A 19,280-nucleotide genomic window follows, 5' to 3' on the forward strand; every position below is an offset into this window, starting at 1 on the left:
TGAAAAGAAAGGAATTGTAGAAAATGAAGAAGATATGGAAACGAGTGTGTACAGGACTTCTTACCCTGACCACGATTTTAACTGCATTACCGACTACATCGGCTTACGCAGCAGAAACACAGTATTGGACAGAGTCCTCAGAGCGAGTCGGATATATTGAACATGTGATGAATGATGGAACCATTCATTCGACATTCAATGAAGGTCACATGAAAGTGGAGGGCGAAACAGCCTATTGTGTAGATATTAACACCGGATTTAAAAATGGGTATAAAATCAGACACGATGCGAGTTCCAGTATGAGTGCTGCACAGATTGAAGATGTGGCATTGTCGTTGGAGTATGTAAAGCAGTATAGGGGCAGTCACAGCAACCTGAATGCGAATCAGGGATATCTGTTGGAACAGTGTGTAGTATGGCAGAGACTGAGTGAGTATTTAGGCTGGCAGTGTGATAATGTACGAGCTGCATATTCTGAGATTTCACAGGATATTCAGAATGAAGTGTATGCAGGAGCGAGAGCATTTGTACAGGCGAACAAAGGTCGGTATAAATGTGGAGGATATATCTATACTGGAGAGGGACAGGATCTCGGACAGTTTTGGGCAGAACTGAATGTCGGAAATGCAAAAGTAAAAAAGACAACCGCAAATGAGATTGTCACAAATGGAAATGCGATGTATACCATTGCCGGAGCAACCTTTGGCATATTCTCAGACCAGAATTGCAGCAATCAGATTGGAACACTTACAACAAATGAGAATGGTGAGACAAATGAGGTTGAAGTGACCGCAGGGACTGTTTACATCAAAGAGCTTTCTGCACCGAAGGGATATAAGCTGGATACGACAGTACACAGTCTGAAGGTTGAAGCCGGAAAAACAGCCGTATTAAATGTTTCCGATGTTCCGAAAGTAACAGAGACATTGGTAGATCTGTTCAAGATTGATATGGAGACAGGAAAAGCAACCGCACAGGGTGATGCAGCACTGTCAGGAGCAGAGTTTACCTGGCATTATTATGACGGACTTTATACAAAAGACAATTTACCAGAGAAAGCAACACGTACCTGGGTTACGAAAACGGTGGTAGAAAAGAGAAGTGACGGAAGTATTCATTATGTGACAAAACTGGCAGATGCTTACAAAGTATCTGGAGATGCATTTTACACTCAGAATGAAAAAAGCGTATTACCACTTGGAACACTGACTGTTGAAGAAACCAAAGCACCAGACGGATATTTACTGGACGGAGCTTATATGCAGGAAGGAGACAGCACAGAGCAGATCAAAGGAATGCATCTGACACAGATTACAGAAGACGGAGAACTTGCAGTTCTTTCCGGAAGTAACCAGTATTCCGTATCTGACCAGGTAATTCGAGGTGGTGTGAAGATTCAGAAACGTGATTTGGAGACAAAAGACACTAAGGCACAGGGAAGTTCCACATTAAAAGATGCAGCATTTGCAATTATTTCTCTGAACGAGAATCCGGTTCTGGTGGAAGGAAAACTGTACAAGAAGAATGAAACAGTTAAGACGATTCAGACAGGTATTGACGGAATCGCAACAACGACAGCAGATTTACTTCCGTATGGTAAGTACAAACTGGAGGAAACAAAAGCACCGGAAGGATATCTGACAGATGGTGCAAAAGAGATTGAATTTTCGATTACGGAAAATGGAAAGATTGTAGATTTAACAGATGAAAGTCATTCCATTTACAACCAAATTAAGCGTGGAGATCTAGAAGGAGTCAAGATTGGATCAGGCACACATAAGAGACTGGCTAATGTACCATTTAAGATTATGAGCAAGACAACTGGTGAGAGCCATATCGTAGTGACAGACAAGAATGGTCAGTTTTCAACATCTTCCGATTGGGCATCCCATAAGAAAAATACAAATGTCGGGAAAACAAGTGAGGACGGTATCTGGTTCGGAACCTCTGAGCCGGATGACAGTAAAGGTGCATTACTTTATGACACTTATGAGATTGAGGAGTTATCTTGTGAATCCAACAAAGGCATGAAGCTGATTCCGGCATTTGAAGTTGTTGTCAGCAGAAATAAAGTGAAAATCGACCTTGGAACACTGACCGATGAGTATGAGAAAGAGATTAGCATTCATACAACCGCAACAGACAAGAAAACGGGCGAAAAGGTAATTGTTGCAGGAAAGAAGGTAACGATTGTGGATACAGTTACTCTGGACGGTCTGGAAGAAGGAAGAAAGTACCAGTTAAAAGGCTGGCAGATGCTGAAAGAGGAAAATGCAGAACTGCTCATTGATGGAAAGCGTGTGGAAAGTGATTATACTTTTACTGCTGACGGCGAGAAAATGAAAGTAGAGATTTCTTATACGTTCGATGCATCAGAACTTGATGGACAGAATTTGGTTACATTTGAAGAATTATATGACCTGAAGAATCCGGAAGAACCTGTAAAAGTTGCAGAGCATAAGGATATTGATGATGAAGGTCAGACAGTCTTGATTACAGAGCGAAAGATTTTGATTCATACCACAGCAACGGATAAGAATGGCAAGAAAGAGATGGAAGCCGGAAAAGATCTGACGATTGTGGATACGGTTACTTTAGAAGGACTGGAAATTGGTACGAACTATAAGTTATCCGGTTGGCAGATGGTTCAGGAAGAAAATGCAAAGCTGATCATTGATGGAAAAGAAGTTACTAATGATTATGAATTTACAGCGGACAAGGAAAACATGGAAGTGCAGATTGCGTTTACTTTCGATGGTAGCACACTTGGCGGAAAGCAGCTTGTAACATTTGAAGAACTGTATGATATGACCAATCCGGAAGAACCGAAAAAGGTAACGGAGCATAAGGACATCAACGATGAAGGTCAGACCGTAACCATCAAAGAAGTACCGGAAACACCAACCCCGGAGACACCGGGAACTACTACAAAGACCAGTAACCCGCCGAAAACAGGAGATACTGCAAAAGCAGGATTGTGGTTAGCCATTGCTGCATTGTCTGCAATGGGAATTGGCGGTGTGGCTATCCATGCAAGAAAAAAGAAGAAAGCACCACTGGCGATTGAAGAAAAGAAAGAAGAGGAAAGAGAGGACGAATAAGGACTACAGGGTGGTGAAATGCCACCCTTTTACATAGCAAAAAATGCAAGGAGGGCAGGAAAAATGCTAGTGAACCAGAAAGCAGTAAAAGTGATCAATAAGATATTTGATGCAGGAATCACAGAAGAAAAAGAGATTTCTGCAATGACTCTGGACGAGATTCTGGAGATTCAGGGAATTACAGTTGCAGAGATTGGAATGATCAATGACTTGCAGAAAGCAATCAAAGCCAATAAAGTGATTACCTTTTTGGGAGGTGGTGAGGTATGAGATATGATGTAATGAAAGAACATTATACAGAAATACGCTTGTTCGGAAAACCGGCACTATTCAATGATATGCGTTTGGATCAGGATACCGTTCCGAAAGGATTATATTTATATGAAGTCAGATATGATGATGAAACATGGGAACCAGTCCAGATTGCGAAAGGCATTTTAGCAAATCATTTGGGTTCTATTCTTACACGTGAACGGTTAAAAATTCCACCGAATGGCTATCTTGACCTGGAAGCGAAAACGGACTGGAAATATAACGATAAAGGTTGCCGTACAGTGAAGGAATTTTTGGAAAAATATCCGATCAAGCAAAAAGAAAGAGAACGATAGGAGGAAGGTACGTGGTAAAGAAATTTGATGTCATTACAAAACTGTATGAGGAAGCGACACAGGAAGTGACGGAATCACCGGAAAAGTGGATAGCCTTTCTTCAGTCAGCCAGTAAAAATTACCGCCTGCCGTTTGATGAACAGCTTTTGATCCATGTGCAGCGTCCGGAAGCAACTGCAGTACTTCCGATGGAAAAGTGGAATGAAAAATTTGGACGGTGGGTAAAGCGGGATTCCAAAGGAATTGCGGTGTTTGATAAGAGTTCCGATCACTTAAAGCTGAAATATTACTTTGATGTATCTGATACCAGAGAAGGAAAATACAAGCGTTTGGTTCGTCCAGTTTCTTTGTGGAGCGTGTCAGAAGAACAACGGGAGCCAGTAAAAGAAGCATTGGTAAATGCATTTGGTGTGGCAGACGGAGACAAAAAAGAGTTTGCTATGGTGATTCTGGAAGCATCTCTGAATATTGCGGAGGATAACATTGGAGATTATCTTCCGGATATCCTGCTTGCGACAAAAGACAGTCCGCTGGAAGAAATTGATGAGTTCAATATCCGGTTGAAAATGAAACAACTGCTTGCAAACAGTATTTCCTATATGCTTTTTGAGCGTTGCGGAATAGAACCGGACATCTATCTGGAGACAAGGGACTTTCGGACTATCCGGGAGTTTCATACGAAGGAGTTGGTCAATCTCTTTGGTGTGGTTGCGAGTGATATGTCAGAAATGGCATTAGGTGAAGTTGCGGACACCATACGAAAATTACAGATACAGGAACGGAAGCAACGCACATTTGTTGAACAGAAAACAACAGATTATAATGTGGATAACAAACAGGAAATTACAACAGAAAGGGGACAGGACAATGGCAGCAATCACATACAGCAGACAGGGAGATTATCTCCTGCCGAATCTTACAATTCCAGAGGGAGAGGAAGTTCACCTTGGGAAGTACGCCTATCTAAGAAAACAATATCTGATGAAGAACCGGTACGGAATGTACCTGAATCTTCTGACAGCAGGAACCTTGAACAAGCATCTGCTTCAGACGGAGGAAGAAGCACAGACGAGAATGGAGATACTCATTCAGCAGATGGCAGAGAAAGAGGGAGTGACGGAGAAACTGAAAACCAGAGATCAGATGGAGTGGATCGGGCGAATGAACAATATCCGGCAGAGAGCACAGGAGATCGTGAGGAACGAAATTCTGGAGAATTAAAATGGCATGACAGGAGCAGTGAAGACGATGAAATCGCATTTTTATCCAATGACGAAATCATCAAATCACTGCTCCTTTTTGCACCACACTTAAAAGCAACCAATGTGGAAATACGAGATTTTTATGAAGCCCATGAGGAACGGAAAGACCAGATGGAATATGTAAGATCTCTTTTTCCGACAGGTGTGACAGAGTATACGCTGGAAAATGGAGAGACAGTAGGATTTGATAAATATGAAAATGTGCTGCATATCTGGCGTGGAACATATGAAAACAGAATAGAGCAGGGATATTATGACTGGAATGTAATTGCAGGGTATTACGACGGAATGCGTGTCCTGGGCGAATTGAAAGACAGCAGAGAAACACTGTTGAGTGTTGAAGGACAGCTTCAGTTCCTTGATGACAGAGTGGTAGAAGATGTTCCGGCTTTTTCTTTTACACAGGAGATTATCGACCGGGCACTTCAAAATGGTTCAAGCTTTTCACAAGGAAAGTACCGTATTTACTGCTATTTTAAACAGGGACACAGCATGGAAGATACAGTGAAGTTCCTGAAAAATGAATATGGAGTCGGAGGAACTTCTTCGATATTGATGGGAACTGGTATCGGTGAAGACCATGACGGAAAAGGACTGAAACTGCACCGGGGATATGGGGAAGATTCTCCTAAAATACTGCTGAAATGGAATGCAGTTGCAAAAAGGATTGGAGAATTGATTGACGTAGGAAGGTATCTTTCCAAGCGTGAACTGGAAGGAATCCCTGACTATGAGAGAAGAGTGCTTGCAGGGGAAATCTATCATTTCTATTATAACCGTCCAGAGAATGTCATACGTCCGTATCCGGCAGGAACGGATTATTATGAAGCGGTAAAATTACTGATTCCTCAGTTAAAAGAGCCTGAAAGAGTAACAGAATTAGTTTCGCAGATGTCGGATGTTTTAGCGGATACTGCTGATTTTGATACAAGATATGCTGATATGCAAAAGGCGTATCAAGATATTTTGGATTATCAGCATGGAAGATATAGTCTTACCACACCGATTACAGACGAAAATATAATAGGAACAGAATCCCGTCCGGTTGTTACCCAAGTGGAAGAAGAAATGGAACATCCAATACGTTCAAATGATGTGGTAACAGAATCGGAAAATGGTCTGGAAAATTACGATATTTCTGTAGATTCTGTTGTTACGATAGGAATGAAAGATTATGAGATTGAGTTCCTGTCAGAAGAAAGAGTAGTGCTTCGGGATCAGCAGTATCCGATTTTTACCGAAGAACTATCCAGAGAAGAATTTGACCGTAAGATACGTGAGAATCCGGCAAATGACCATTTGAAAATCAAACGGCCATTGCCGGAATTACCAGCCGAAGAAGAAAAAGAGGCACAGCCGACAGATATTCCGGCAGAAGAGATAGAGACTGAGCTGAGTATTCCAGAGCAGAATTATCGGTTTGTGATGAAGATGGCGGGAGAGGTTTTACGGGGAGAAGTAGATTCCAAAACCTTTGAAGCAGGGGCAGGATTCATGCCCCTTACGATTGAGCAGATTGGTGATAACTATATTGCAATCTCTCATTACTATGAGCAGAACGGAGATGCCATGGCAGATCCGGATATGGAATTTGCTTATGATAATGATAGGAAAACACTTTTGGCAAGAACTTATCAGCAGGACGCATTGCAAAGATACGATGAAGTATATGGTGATGATGGTTATAATGAGCAACTGGAAGAAGAATTAAACCTGTTTGCACACCAGTGGTTCCAGACAATCGAGCAGCAGGGATATGTTCCGGTACAGGAAGCAGTCGAACTTGAAGATGTCGTATTACCAGCCGAAAAAGAAAATACTCTGGAATTAGCACCTTCATGGGAGCAAGGCAAACCTGCGAAGAAAATGCAGAGATATGATCTGTATCCGGAAGTTTCCGGGCAAAACAGACACCAGTATCAGATTACAGAGGAGACACCGGAGTATGGTTCAGCCAAAGAAAAATTCCGGGCGAATATCGCAGCCATTCAACTTCTGAAGAAATGTGAAATGGAACATCGTTATGCAACACCGGAAGAACAGGAAATACTGGCAAAATATGTTGGTTGGGGTGGTCTGTCCGATGCATTTGATCCAAAGAAATCTGCATGGGCAGAAGAATATCTGGAATTGCAGACCATACTAAGTGAAGAAGAATACGAATCGGCAAGAGAATCAACACTGACAGCGTACTATACCCCGCCGATTGTAATCAAGAGTATGTATCAGGCATTGGAAAATATGGGACTAAAGAGTGGAAATATTCTGGAACCGAGTTGCGGTGTGGGAAACTTTATCGGCATGAAACCGGAATCTCTTTCGGATTGTAAGATATATGGTGTGGAACTGGATTCTGTTTCCGGAAGAATTGCTACACAGCTTTATCAGAAATCAAAAATAGCAGTAGAGGGATATGAAAAAGCAAATCTCCCGGACAGCTTTTTTGACGTTGCAGTTGGAAATGTACCGTTTGGAGAGTTCAAATTATTTGACAACAGGTATGACAGATATAATTTTTTCATTCACGATTATTTCTTTGCAAAGACATTGGACAAGGTAAGACCGGGCGGTGTGATTGCATTTATCACATCATCGGGAACCATGGATAAGAAAAATCCATATGTCAGAAGATACCTGGCACAGAGAGCAGAATTGATCGGTGCGATCCGTCTGCCGAATGATACCTTTACCAAAAACGCAGGAACGAAAGTAACATCAGATATTATATTCCTCCAGAAGCGTGACCATATGATACTGGAGGAACCGGACTGGGTATATCTGGATTATGATGACAACGGCATTGAGCAGAATCGCTATTATGTGCGGCACCCGGAAATGATACTGGGAGAAATGGTCATGGAATCCGGTCCGTATGGCATGAGAAGCACTTGCAGACCGTATGAGGGAAGAGAACTATCAGAACTTCTATCAGTTGCAGTTGAAGCATTAAAGGGTACGATTGAAGAAGTGGAACTTGAGGAATTGATAGAGGAAGAAGATCATACGATTCCTGCAGATCCATTGGTAAATAATTATTCTTACACATTGGTAGATGGAAAGCTTTATTATCGGGAAAATAGCCGTATGAAGCCTGTGAGTCTGCCAATGACGGGAACAAATCGTGTGAAGGGCATGATTGCGATACGGGATTGTGCAAGAGAACTGATTAGGTATCAGACAGAAGGATATTCCGATGAAATAATTGAAGGACAACAGAAGGAATTGAACCGTTTGTATGACCTCTTCCGCAGCAAATACGGACTCTTAAATGATCGTGCCAATATGCGTGTATTTGCAGACGATAACAGTTATCCGTTGCTGAGTTCGCTGGAGATTCTTGCAGAAGACGGAACCCTGGAACGAAAAGCAGATATGTTTTCTAAGCGGACGATCAAAGCACATGAGGCAGTGACCAGTGTGGATACTGCCAGTGAAGCACTGTCGATTTCTCTTGCAGAAAAAGCGAAGGTAGACATGGATTTCATGTCGGAACTGACAGGGAAATCAGAAGAAGAACTGGAACGGGAGTTGTCTGGTGTTGTCTTCCGTTTACCGGAAAGTGGCACAGAGAATCCAAAGTATGTTTCCGAAGACGAATACCTGTCAGGAAATGTCAGAGAGAAGCTGAAAGTAGCGGAACTTACTGCACAGTCAGATGCAAGGTATCAGGTCAATGTGACTGCACTGCAGAACGTACAGCCAAAGGATTTAAGTGCTTCAGAAATCAATATCCGGTTGGGGACAACATGGCTCCCGGAGAGTGATGTTGAAGATTTTATGTTCCAGTTATTGAACACACCTAATTATATGCAATGGAGAATAAAAGTCCATTTTTCCAAATATACGGGAGAATGGCAGGTAGAGGGAAGAAGTCTGGATAAGGGAAATGTAAAGGTGAACAATACCTATGGAACAACAAGAGCAAATGCCTATCGTATTATCGAAGATACCCTGAATCTGAGAGATGTCCGTATTTACGATTATGTAGAGGACGAGGACGGAAAGAAAAAAGCCATTTTAAATAAGAAAGAAACTGCCATCGCACAGGGAAAACAAGATCTGATCAAGCAGGCATTCCAGGATTGGATATGGAAAGATCCGGAGCGCAGGCAGAGACTTACAGATTATTATAATGAAAATTTCAATGCAATCCGTCCAAGAGAGTATGACGGAAGCCATCTGAACTTTTACGGAATGAATCCGGAAATCCGGTTGCGGGAGCATCAGAAAAATGGTGTCGCAAGAATCTTATACGGTGGAAATACACTGCTTGCTTATGTAGTTGGAGCAGGAAAGACTTATACGATGGTTGCAGCGGCAATGGAAAGTAAACGACTGGGACTTTGTCATAAGTCCATGATTGTTGTACCAAATCATATTATTGAGCAGTTTGCAGCCGAATGGTTACAGCTTTATCCGGCAGCAAATTTACTGGTAGCAACCAAGAAAGATTTTGAAACCAAAAACAGAAAACGATTCTGTGCCAGAATTGCTACCAGTGATGTAGATGCGGTAATCATCGGGCATAGTCAATTCGAAAAAATTCCACTGAGCATTGAGCGTCAGCAAAATACAATCCGCAGTCAGATTGAGGAACTGGTGCAGGGAATTACAGAGGAAAAAGCAAGGAATGGAAATAAATTTACAATCAAGCAGTTGGAAAAGACGAAGAAGTCATTGCTTGTCCGATTGGAAAAACTGAATGATCAGAGTAAAAAAGACCAGGTGATCAACTTTGAAGAACTGGGAATTGACCGCTTATTTGTCGATGAGGCGGACGGATACAAGAATTTGTATCTATATACGAAAATGAGAAATGTAGCAGGTATCGCTCAGACAGAAGCGTTGAAGTCCTCTGATATGTTTATGAAATGCCAGTACCTTGACGAACTGACTGGAGGGAAAGGTGTAGTATTCGCTACAGGAACACCAGTCAGTAACAGTATGGTGGAACTATATACCATGCAGAGATATTTGCAGCACCACATATTGGTGGAACATAACTTACAGCATTTTGACGCATGGGCATCCACTTTCGGAGAAACAGTGACAGCAATCGAGCTTGCTCCGGAAGGGACAGGCTACCGTCTGAAAACGAGATTTGCAAAGTTTTATAATCTTCCGGAGCTTATGCAGATGTTCCGGGAGGTGGCAGATATTCAGACTGCTGACATGCTGAATCTTCCAGTACCAGAAGCAGAATATCGGGTTGTATCTGTAAAACCAAGCGAAATGCAGCGTGAAATGGTTGTAGAACTGGGAGAACGTGCGGAGCGTGTAAGGGAAGGACTGGTCAATGCCACCGAAGATAATATGCTTCTGATTACTAATGATGGAAGAAAACTTGCACTGGATCAGAGAATGATGAATGACCTGTTGCCAGATTACCCGGAGAGTAAAGTCAATGCGTGTGTAGAGGAAGTCTATAACTTCTGGGAGCAAGGGCAGGAAAAGAGATTGACGCAGTTGGTATTTTGTGATTTATCTACCCCGAAAACAGATGGAAGTTTCAGTGTTTACAACGATGTAAGGGACAAATTGATTGCCAAAGGGGTTCCGCCAGAGGAGATTGAATTTATTCATGATGCTAATACCGAAGTCCGGAAAAAAGAATTATTTTCAAAAGTGAGAAGAGGTGCTGTCCGTATTTTAATGGGCAGCACTTTTAAGATGGGTGCAGGTACGAATGTGCAGGATTTAATTATTGCAAGTCATGATCTGGACTGCCCATGGCGTCCGAGGGATGTAGGACGGATTTTGCGGACATTCAAAATAAAAAAGAATGTGGAGGTAACAGACAATGGCAAAATCATTATTTGAGGAACTGGGCGGCAAATACGAAAGGCAAGGGGATTATTTGATACCGTGCTTAACTGTACCCGCCGAAGAAGAACAGGCAATAGGCATCTGGGGGCAACGGCATTTAGATTATCTAAAACAGTACCGTAAAGTTACATACACCAATCTTCTTACAAGCGGCAGGCTAAACGCCTACCTTGCCGACATCAACAGACAGGCACAGGAACGCTTTGAAAGGCTCATAGAGGGTATGAAACAGGCACAGGGCATAACGGAACAGCTAAAGGCAGAAAACGCCTTAGAATGGACAGGATGCCTCAATAACATAAGGGCTTGTGCGAGGGAGATTGTGGAAAAGGAAATTATTTTTGCATAAACAGATGATTAGTGGCAGGGGGAAATCCTGCCGCTTTTTCTGCTTTAGTTTGTCAGCTTGACAAATAAAGGGTTAAGGAATATAATTAGATTCAGTATTATACAAGGAGTTAATAAATATGCGGCAAGGTATTCTTAAATAAACTGTCAATTTGATAGTGGGAACAAAAAGTAGCAGTCCCGTTTCACTTTTAATATGGGGCTTAGTTTTTTGTACCCAGTTTAAGAATACTTTTATCATGTAATTTTATATGCCCGAAAACATATAAGTGTTTTGGGGCTATTGGAGTTATTTACCCAGTGATAGGAGTATTTATCACTGGGTATTTTTATGCCCTTTTTTGGGTGTTGATAGGAGGAAAATCACATGAAAATAATTAACTTAGGCATTCTGGCTCACGTTGACGCAGGAAAGACAACATTAACGGAGAGTTTATTGTATACCAGTGGTGCAATTGCAGAACCAGGGAGCGTAGATAAAGGCACAACAAGGACAGATACAATGAATTTGGAGCGTCAAAGGGGAATCACTATCCAGACAGCAGTGACATCTTTTCAGTGGGAGGATGTAAAAGTCAACATTATAGATACGCCAGGCCATATGGATTTTTTGGCGGAAGTATACCGTTCTTTATCCGTATTAGACGGAGCAGTATTATTAGTTTCTGCAAAGGATGGCATACAGGCACAGACCCGTATACTGTTTCATGCACTACAGACAATGAAGATTCCGACAATTTTTTTCATCAATAAAATTGACCAAGAGGGGATTGATTTGCCAATGGTATATCAAGAAATGAAAGCAAAGCTTTCTTCGGAAATTATAGTGAAGCAAAAGGTTGGGCAGCATCCTCATATAAATGTAACGGACAATGACGATATGGAACAGTGGGATGCGGTAATTATGGGAAACGATGAACTATTAGAGAAATATATGTCAGGGAAACCGTTTAAAATGTCAGAACTGGAACAGGAAGAAAACAGGAGATTCCAAAACGGAACGTTATTTCCCGTTTATCACGGAAGCGCTAAAAACAATCTGGGGATTCGGCAGCTTATAGAAGTGATTGCCAGTAAGTTTTATTCATCAACGCCTGAAGGTCAATCTGAACTATGCGGGCAGGTTTTTAAGATTGAATATTCAGAGAAAAGGCGGCGTTTTGTTTATGTGCGTATATATAGCGGAACATTGCATTTGAGGGATGTTATTAAAATATCTGAAAAAGAGAAAATAAAAATCACAGAGATGTGTGTTCCGACAAACGGTGAATTATGTTCATCCGATACAGCCTGCTCTGGTGATATTGTAATTTTACCAAATGATGTTTTGCAGCTAAACAGTATTTTGGGGAACGAAATGCTGTTGCCGCAGAGAACATTTATTGAAAATCCTCTCCCTATGCTCCAAACAACGATTGCAGCAAAGAAATCTGAACAGCGGGAAATATTGCTTGGGGCACTTACAGAAATTTCAGATGGCGACCCTCTTTTAAAATATTATGTGGATACTACAACGCATGAGATTATACTTTCTTTTTTGGGGAAAGTGCAGATGGAAGTCATTTGTGCCATCCTTGAGGAAAAATATCATGTGGAGGCAGAAATAAAAGAGCCTACTGTTATATATATGGAAAGACCGCTTAGAAAAGCAGAATATACCATCCACATAGAAGTCCCGCCAAATCCTTTCTGGGCTTCTGTCGGGTTGTCCATAGAGCCGCTCCCTATTGGAAGTGGAGTGCAGTATGAAAGCAGAGTTTCACTTGGATATTTAAACCAATCGTTCCAAAATGCGGTTATGGAGGGGGTTCTTTATGGCTGCGAGCAGGGGCTGTATGGATGGAAAGTGACAGACTGTAAAATCTGTTTTGAATATGGATTGTATTATAGTCCTGTAAGTACCCCCGCAGACTTTCGGCTGCTTTCCCCTATCGTATTGGAGCAGGCTTTAAAAAAAGCAGGGACAGAACTATTAGAGCCATATCTCCACTTTGAAATTTATGCACCGCAGGAATATCTCTCACGGGCGTATCATGATGCTCCAAGGTATTGTGCAGATATTGTAAGTACTCAGATAAAGAATGACGAGGTCATTCTGAAAGGAGAAATCCCTGCTAGATGTATTCAAGAATACAGGAACGATTTAACTTATTTCACAAATGGGCAGGGAGTCTGCTTGACAGAGTTAAAAGGATACCAGCCAGCTACTGGTAAACTTATTTGCCAACCCCGCCGCCCGAATAGCCGTATAGATAAGGTTCGGCATATGTTCCACAAGTTAGCTTAACAGCTTGCAAAAGTCATATAAAATGAGATTTGAAAGGATTAGAGACTAATTATGATGAAATGCGAATGGATATTGTGTCCTGTTTGTGGGAGCAAAACCCGTAATAAAATTAGGAAGGACACTGTTTTGGAGAATTATCCCCTTTATTGTCCAAAATGCAGACAAGAAAGATTGATTAAAGTTGACAACTTGAAGATAACTGTCATCAAAGAGCCAGACGCTTAAGACGCAGAGCCGATGAAATTGTGGAACAATTCACGAATCATCGGCTCTTTTTGTTTCGTATTTGAAAGAACAAACTCACCAAATAAAAAAAACGATATTCGGGTGGGTTATTTTGTTATACCCTAAATTACCCTCTGAATTTGTTTTTAAATTTGGAGGGATTTTTTTATGTCCTTTTTTCGGGCAGTTATCTATCTGCTCATACGAAGCAAAATTTATCAATACATAGCATATCAGAGAACGGCAGGAAACCAGTTAAAAAAATTTCTGCCAGTGCAACGGTACTTCTCACCTTGAAAGTAGAAGTACAATCTCCATACAATAGAATTACTATTTCCTATAACCGTAAAGGTCACAGAGCCTTTGCGGTTTTTCTTTTGTCGATTTTTGTTGGAAAGTGCCGTAGGGCTGTTTCTGATATGCGGTGTCGTTCTCCGCCTCTCCATCTGGATTTTTTACATTTCAAAAATTCAGATGGGAGGTATTTATGGTGAAATATGCACCAAGAAAGGTATATATCAGAGAAAGTGGCGGCTATGTGGAATTATCCTACACGGAGTTCTGCCGTTGCAGGGAATCCGACCAGACCTATATGGACAAGCTGTTTATCCCCATTCAAGGCTGTCTGCTTGAAGTCGTGAGGGAGCAATACACAGACTTCTACCGTGACAAGGAACGGTGGCGTTATCTGCAAAAATTAGATACAAAGAATAGACTGCTATCTCTCGACGGATTTACGGACAGCGAGGGGAATCCTCTGGACTTTATCACTGATGAAGCGGTGGACATTGCAGAAACCGTTGTCAATGCGGTCATGGTGGACAGGCTGAAAGCCGCCCTGCCTTTGCTGTCGGATAGTGAACAGGAGCTGATACAGGCAATCTTTTTTGACGGACTTTCCGAGCGTGAAGTCGGGGCGAGGTTGGGCATAACCCAGAGCGTTGTAAACAAACGCAAAGCCAGAATCCTAATAAAACTAAGAAAGATAATAGAAAATTAAAATTTAAGGCGTTCAGCCCCCTTGTTTTTTCCTTTGGGAAGATGAGGGGGCTTTTCTCTGCCCTCTCAATCAATTCTGATTGGAGGAAGTAAGAATGGCATACAACCACGGACGGGAGGACAGGAAATGGCGTATCTGGAAAGAAGCGGAGGAAAAGCTGCTGCGTGAGTGCGGCGTTGATGAAGCGACCATTGAGCAGATACGCATGGCGGACAGGGCAGACTTCAATTCCAACAGGCGGTTTTACCGATGGACGAATGACGTTGCGGAATATCTTGAGGACATGGCAGGCAGGGAGCGGCAGGCGGAAGTGGGTACGGTTGCGGAGTTACTGGAAGAGATTGAGAGCGAAAATCTCTATCAAGTATTAGTCACGGTGGACGGGCGTACCTTGAAAATCGTCCTGCTGAAAATGCAGGGGTATTCCACAAAGGAGATTGCCCCGCTTGTGCATTTGACGACTGGTGCCATCTATGCGAGGTTAGACCATCTGCGGAAGAAGCTGCGGAAAATTTTATAGCTTCTAAAACAGCCTGCCATCCTGCGGGCTACTGGGTGAGGGATGGAAATCCCCTCACTCATTTTTTGCAGGAGGACAACAGGATGGCATACAGGGTTAAGGCATACACGCTTCGGGAGGAATCCACGGAAAGCGGCACAAGGTATTTTATCAGCTTTAAGGACGGGCAGGGCAAATCCCACGAGTTGGAAGTGTCGGAACAGTTCTTTATGGAGTTTCGGCAGATGGAGCGCAGGAACAGGAATCTTTTCTAATGGGACGAGCGGCACAGGGAGTTTAACGAGGTATGGGACGAAACCCTTTACAGACGGGCGTTGCGTGTGCCTAAGAGCCTTGATGAACGCATGGTTGAGGAAGAACGGAATGAAACGCTCTATAAGGCGGTTGGGAGCCTTCCAGAGATACAAAGGCGGCGTTTCCTGCTCTACTACGAGTATGAGTTCAATTTTTACCAAATCGCCGCTATGGAGCATTGCACCGCTTCGGCAATACAGAAATCTGTTGCGATTGCAAAGGAGAAAGTAAAGGCGGAAATTGAAGAAATATCTCCAACCGTGACCGACACCGCCCGAAATAGAAATCTGTTTTTTATTTGTGTGGGATTGGCGGCATTACATACTCTCACTTTTTTCCGTGGGAGTAAATCTATTTTTAAGGAGGTCAACGCCTATGTGCAACGAAAACAAAGACACCGCCCGAAAGGAGGAAAGCCATGCAGAAGTTACAGACAGTCAACGCCGAAACGCTCCTTTATGAACCGCTTGAGAAACCATCCTTTGTGGTGGACAGCCTTATCCCGACAGGCTTATCGCTGTTCTGCGGCTCACAGAAGATAGGCAAAAGCTGGCTCATGCTGAAGCTATGCTTATGCGTGTCGCAGGGAATCCCTTTATGGGATATGCCGACAATGGAGGGCGATGTGCTTTACCTCTGCCTTGAGGACACGTTCTGCCGCATACAGGACAGGTTATTTCGTTTGACGGACGAAGCAAGCGGGCGGCTCCACTTTGCCGTGGCAAGCTGCAAGCTGTCAGACGGTCTTATCGTGCAGCTTGAAGATTATCTGAAAGATTACCCAGACAGCAGGCTCATTGTCATTGATACCTTGCAGAAAGTCCGTACAGCTTCAAAAGACAATGCCTATGCAAGCGACTATGGGGACATCTCCCTCATCAAAGACTTTGCCGACAGGCACTCTCTGGCGGTCATTGTCGTACACCACATCCGAAAGCAGAATGACAGCGACGTGTTCAACAAGGTGTCTGGGACGACAGGATTAACGGGGAGTGCGGACGCTACCTTTGTTCTGGAAAAGGAGAAACGTGCGTCTGACACCGCCAAGCTGTATGTGACGGGCAGGGACACGCCTTATCAGGAATACACGCTGCGTTTCCGTGATTGCCGTTGGGAGCTTGTGGAGCGGAAAACGCAGGAGCAGCTTGCGAAAGAAACGATACCAGATGTCCTTTTTCGGTTGGTGGATTTTATGAGGGATAAGGAAGAAGGGATAGGCACGGCAACGGAACTGTTAGCCGCTATGGGGGAAACGGAAACCATACCCACGGTGATTACGAAATGGCTGAATGAATACCGCACCACATTTTTAAGCGAGAACCGTATCTGCTACCAGTACAGCCGCAGGAAAGACGGCAGGCGGATTGCCCTTGCAAGGAGGGCGGGTGACAGCGGTGATGGTGGTGACAGCGATATTAGGATACCCCCCTGTTACTGTCATTGACGCTTAAAGCCATGTAAAGCTGGCGGCTCTGCCCTGCGGGTGACAGCAGTGACGGTGGTGACAGTGATTTTAGGATACCCTGCCGCTGTCATCCCTACGGGAGAACACCCCGTAAACGCAAAATGCAGGCGTGAGATTTACTCGCCCTTTTCGGTCGTGTAAAACCACCCCTGCGGTCAGAAAAATCATTCCGATTTTTCCGACTGCGTTTACAGGGTGTAACACACTACACTTTGCCCTGCAAAGTCGTGTGCCAGACGTTCCCTCTGGACTCCCTTAAGGCAGGGCTGTGCCCTGCTATCCTACGCCTTACGGCTTCGGATAAAAGAATGGCGGCATGACGGTGACGGCTCTTGCGAGGGGGGTATCCCAAAAACACCGTCATCATCGACATGACCGTCATGCAGGGGGTGAGGGTGACAGTTGCGGCAGTCGGCAGGGGGTATCCCAAAACTGCTGTCACCACCGTCACCGCTGTCACCCCAAAGGACGGTCACCCGCCGAAAGAAAGGAGGAATCCGCCTATGCCTTATGCAATCCTGCGTTTCCAGAAACGAAAAGCGGGCGGCGTTGCGGCTTGTGAACGCCACAACGAGCGGAAGAAAGAAGCCTACAAAAGCAACCCAGATATAGATATGGAACGCTCTAAAAACAATTACCATCTCATAGCACCACCAAAGTACACCTACAAGAAAGAGATTAACCGCATGGTAGCCGAAGCGGGGTGCAGGACAAGGAAAGACAGCGTGATGATGGTGGAAACGCTCATCACAGCTTCACCAGAATTTATGAACCAGTTACCGCCCGAAGAACAAAAAGCGTATTTCCAGACGGCTCTTGACTTCATTTCGGAGCGTGTTGGAAAGCAGAATATCCTCTCCGCTGTCGTCCATATGGACGAGAGAACGCCCCATATGCACCTCTGCTTTGTGCCGATTACGCCAGACAATAAGCTGTCAGCGAAAGCTATCTTAGGCAACCAGAAATCATTATCCGAGTGGCAGACCGCCTACCATGAGCGGATGTCCTCACGGTGGAATCAGCTTGAACGGGGGCAGTCCTCAATGGAAACCAAGCGGAAACACGTCCCCACATGGCTCTATAAATTAGGCGGCAGGCTTGATAAACAGTATGAAGAAATCGTGTCTGCCCTATCCGACATCAACGCCTTTAACGCAGGGAAGAAAAGGGATAAAGCGTTAGATTTACTCTCTGCATGGCTGCCAGACGTGGAGAAATTCTCTAAGGAAATCGGGAAACAGCAGGCGTATATCGACAGTTTGAAAGAGAGAATTGGGCAGGAATCAGACTATGCGGGGCGTATGCGTGATGAAAAGTACGAGCAGGAACTAAAGGTGCAGAAAGCGAATCAGAAGATATTTGAATTGCAGAGAACCAACGAGCAGATGGGGCGGCTGCTGTCCAAAATACCGCCCGAAGTGTTGGAAGAATTGCAGAAAAATCATAGAAGCAGAGCGAAAGAAAGGTAGATATGTGAATGAAGAAACAGGATTTTAAGGTGTTAAAGACCAAAGACTTGTACCCGTTCCCCGACAATCCGTTTCATGTGGCAGAAGATGAAACACTGTCAGAGTTAGCGGAAAGCATCAAGGAATTTGGCATTGTCACGCCGATAATCACACGCCCGAAAGAGGACGGGGACGGTTATGAAGTGATTGCAGGACAGCGGCGTGTCCGTGCTTCTGAACTTGCAGGGATAAATACCGTGCCTGCGTTTGTCCTGCCCTTAGACCGTGACCGAGCCATCATCACCCTTGTAGACAGCAATTTGCAGCGTGAGAATATCCTGCCATCGGAGCGGGCGTTTGCTTACAAGATGAAATCCGAAGCCATGAAGCGGCAGGGTTTCCGCACAGACTTAACCTCGTCACAAGTTGTGACGAAGTTGCGGACGGACGACAAGGTGGCACAGGGCTTCGGCGTGGGCAGGATGACCGTGCAGCGTTTTATCCGCCTGACGGAACTGATACCGCCGATTTTGCAGATGGTGGACGAGGGGAAAATCGCCCTCACGCCTGCGGTGGAACTGTCCTTCTTGAAGAAAGACGAGCAGGAAAACCTCTTTGCCACGATGGAGAGCGAAGAAGCAACGCCCTCACTCTCACAGGCACAGCGGATGAAACAGTTAAGCCAGAGCGGGCGGCTTGACATGGATACGATATTTGCGATTATGACGGAGGAAAAGGGCAACCAGAAAGAAACCTTGAAAATCAACACAAGCAAGCTGAAAAAATACTTTCCGAAGAACACAACGCCGAAGCAGATGGAGGAAACCATCATCAAACTTTTGGAGCGTGAGTTGCAGAGGAAACGCAACCGTGACAGCCGCTAATCTTCTTTTTTC

Annotated in this window: 14 protein-coding genes and 1 pseudogene; 14 read left to right on the forward strand and 1 reads right to left on the reverse strand. The window is 43.9% G+C overall.

Going from position 1 to position 19,280, the window contains the following annotated elements:
* The first annotated feature begins 23 nt into the window (after window positions 1-23).
* The 3 genes from LI149_RS11060 to LI149_RS11070 all read left to right on the forward strand — a co-directional run bounded on the left by LI149_RS11060 (window position 24) and on the right by LI149_RS11070 (window position 3,709).
* A complete protein-coding gene (locus LI149_RS11060; RefSeq protein ID WP_227143353.1) occupies window positions 24-3,101 on the forward strand; it encodes a VaFE repeat-containing surface-anchored protein in 3,078 nt (1,025 codons plus the stop codon).
* 63 nt (window positions 3,102-3,164) lie between these two features.
* A complete protein-coding gene (locus LI149_RS11065; RefSeq protein ID WP_227143354.1) occupies window positions 3,165-3,371 on the forward strand; it encodes a hypothetical protein in 207 nt (68 codons plus the stop codon).
* On the forward strand, window positions 3,368-3,709 hold the full coding sequence (locus LI149_RS11070) for an LPD28 domain-containing protein (RefSeq protein WP_227143355.1): 342 nt from the start codon (window positions 3,368-3,370) through the stop codon (window positions 3,707-3,709). Before LI149_RS11065 ends, LI149_RS11070 begins: the two co-directional genes overlap by 4 nt.
* Window positions 3,710-3,742: 33 nt before the next feature.
* Here the strand turns inward: LI149_RS11070 and LI149_RS15730 are convergent, their stop codons facing one another.
* Window positions 3,743-4,114, reverse strand: coding sequence for a hypothetical protein (locus LI149_RS15730; RefSeq protein WP_227143356.1), 372 nt, complete (start codon window positions 4,112-4,114; stop codon window positions 3,743-3,745).
* A gap of 462 nt (window positions 4,115-4,576) precedes the next feature.
* Here LI149_RS15730 and LI149_RS15735 point away from each other — a divergent pair, with 462 nt between their 5' ends.
* From LI149_RS15735 to LI149_RS11130, 11 genes and pseudogenes are all read left to right on the forward strand, one after another.
* Entirely contained in the window at window positions 4,577-4,930 is a 354-nt protein-coding gene (locus tag LI149_RS15735; protein ID WP_173791814.1) for a TnpV protein, read from the forward strand.
* Window positions 4,858-10,791 carry a helicase gene (locus tag LI149_RS11085; protein WP_227143357.1) on the forward strand — a complete coding sequence of 1,978 codons (5,934 nt, stop codon included), beginning with the start codon at window positions 4,858-4,860 and terminating at the stop codon, window positions 10,789-10,791. The genes LI149_RS15735 and LI149_RS11085 overlap by 73 nt, the downstream gene beginning before the upstream one ends.
* Window positions 10,772-11,146 carry a TnpV protein gene (locus tag LI149_RS11090; RefSeq protein ID WP_001129922.1) on the forward strand — a complete coding sequence of 125 codons (375 nt, stop codon included), beginning with the start codon at window positions 10,772-10,774 and terminating at the stop codon, window positions 11,144-11,146. The genes LI149_RS11085 and LI149_RS11090 overlap by 20 nt, the downstream gene beginning before the upstream one ends.
* 366 nt (window positions 11,147-11,512) lie before the next feature.
* Complete coding sequence (gene tet(O) / locus LI149_RS11095) at window positions 11,513-13,432, forward strand: tetracycline resistance ribosomal protection protein Tet(O) (RefSeq protein ID WP_008399617.1); 1,920 nt, start codon at window positions 11,513-11,515, stop codon at window positions 13,430-13,432.
* 51 nt (window positions 13,433-13,483) lie between these two features.
* Window positions 13,484-13,657 (forward strand): cysteine-rich KTR domain-containing protein, encoded by a 174-nt coding sequence (locus tag LI149_RS11100; protein ID WP_002779755.1) that lies wholly within the window; start codon window positions 13,484-13,486, stop codon window positions 13,655-13,657.
* Between the two features lie 490 nt (window positions 13,658-14,147).
* Entirely contained in the window at window positions 14,148-14,657 is a 510-nt protein-coding gene (locus LI149_RS11105; protein ID WP_105116765.1) for a sigma-70 family RNA polymerase sigma factor, read from the forward strand.
* 94 nt (window positions 14,658-14,751) lie between these two features.
* Window positions 14,752-15,177, forward strand: coding sequence for a sigma-70 family RNA polymerase sigma factor (locus tag LI149_RS11110; protein ID WP_000323895.1), 426 nt, complete (start codon window positions 14,752-14,754; stop codon window positions 15,175-15,177).
* Window positions 15,178-15,260: 83 nt separating this feature from the next.
* Window positions 15,261-15,735 (forward strand): annotated as a pseudogene (locus LI149_RS11115) (RNA polymerase sigma factor).
* 154 nt (window positions 15,736-15,889) lie between these two features.
* Window positions 15,890-16,915, forward strand: a complete 1,026-nt coding sequence (locus tag LI149_RS11120; RefSeq protein ID WP_227143358.1) for an AAA family ATPase — start codon at window positions 15,890-15,892, stop codon at window positions 16,913-16,915.
* Window positions 16,916-17,439: 524 nt separating this feature from the next.
* On the forward strand, window positions 17,440-18,405 hold the full coding sequence (gene mobV, locus LI149_RS11125) for a MobV family relaxase (protein WP_001820668.1): 966 nt from the start codon (window positions 17,440-17,442) through the stop codon (window positions 18,403-18,405).
* Window positions 18,406-18,413: 8 nt separating this feature from the next.
* Window positions 18,414-19,268 carry a ParB/RepB/Spo0J family partition protein gene (locus LI149_RS11130; RefSeq protein ID WP_000743700.1) on the forward strand — a complete coding sequence of 285 codons (855 nt, stop codon included), beginning with the start codon at window positions 18,414-18,416 and terminating at the stop codon, window positions 19,266-19,268.
* Window positions 19,269-19,280: the final 12 nt, after the last annotated feature.

Source organism: Dorea sp. 210702-DFI.3.17 (genome assembly GCF_020560825.1).
Lineage (GTDB): Bacteria > Bacillota > Clostridia > Lachnospirales > Lachnospiraceae > Dorea > Dorea formicigenerans.

What these genes read in the sequence shown, in the direction of transcription:
- LI149_RS11060 (WP_227143353.1), top strand. Translation starts at nt 24, where the DNA reads ATGAAGAAGATATGGAAACGAGTGTGTACAGGACTTCTTACCCTGACC.
- LI149_RS11065 (WP_227143354.1), top strand. Translation starts at nt 3,165, where the DNA reads ATGCTAGTGAACCAGAAAGCAGTAAAAGTGATCAATAAGATATTTGAT.
- LI149_RS11070 (WP_227143355.1), top strand. Translation starts at nt 3,368, where the DNA reads ATGAGATATGATGTAATGAAAGAACATTATACAGAAATACGCTTGTTC.
- LI149_RS15730 (WP_227143356.1), bottom strand. Translation starts at nt 4,114, where the DNA reads ATGCATTTACCAATGCTTCTTTTACTGGCTCCCGTTGTTCTTCTGACA.
- LI149_RS15735 (WP_173791814.1), top strand. Translation starts at nt 4,577, where the DNA reads ATGGCAGCAATCACATACAGCAGACAGGGAGATTATCTCCTGCCGAAT.
- LI149_RS11090 (WP_001129922.1), top strand. Translation starts at nt 10,772, where the DNA reads ATGGCAAAATCATTATTTGAGGAACTGGGCGGCAAATACGAAAGGCAA.
- LI149_RS11100 (WP_002779755.1), top strand. Translation starts at nt 13,484, where the DNA reads ATGATGAAATGCGAATGGATATTGTGTCCTGTTTGTGGGAGCAAAACC.
- LI149_RS11110 (WP_000323895.1), top strand. Translation starts at nt 14,752, where the DNA reads ATGGCATACAACCACGGACGGGAGGACAGGAAATGGCGTATCTGGAAA.
- LI149_RS11120 (WP_227143358.1), top strand. Translation starts at nt 15,890, where the DNA reads ATGCAGAAGTTACAGACAGTCAACGCCGAAACGCTCCTTTATGAACCG.
- mobV (WP_001820668.1), top strand. Translation starts at nt 17,440, where the DNA reads ATGCCTTATGCAATCCTGCGTTTCCAGAAACGAAAAGCGGGCGGCGTT.
- LI149_RS11130 (WP_000743700.1), top strand. Translation starts at nt 18,414, where the DNA reads ATGAAGAAACAGGATTTTAAGGTGTTAAAGACCAAAGACTTGTACCCG.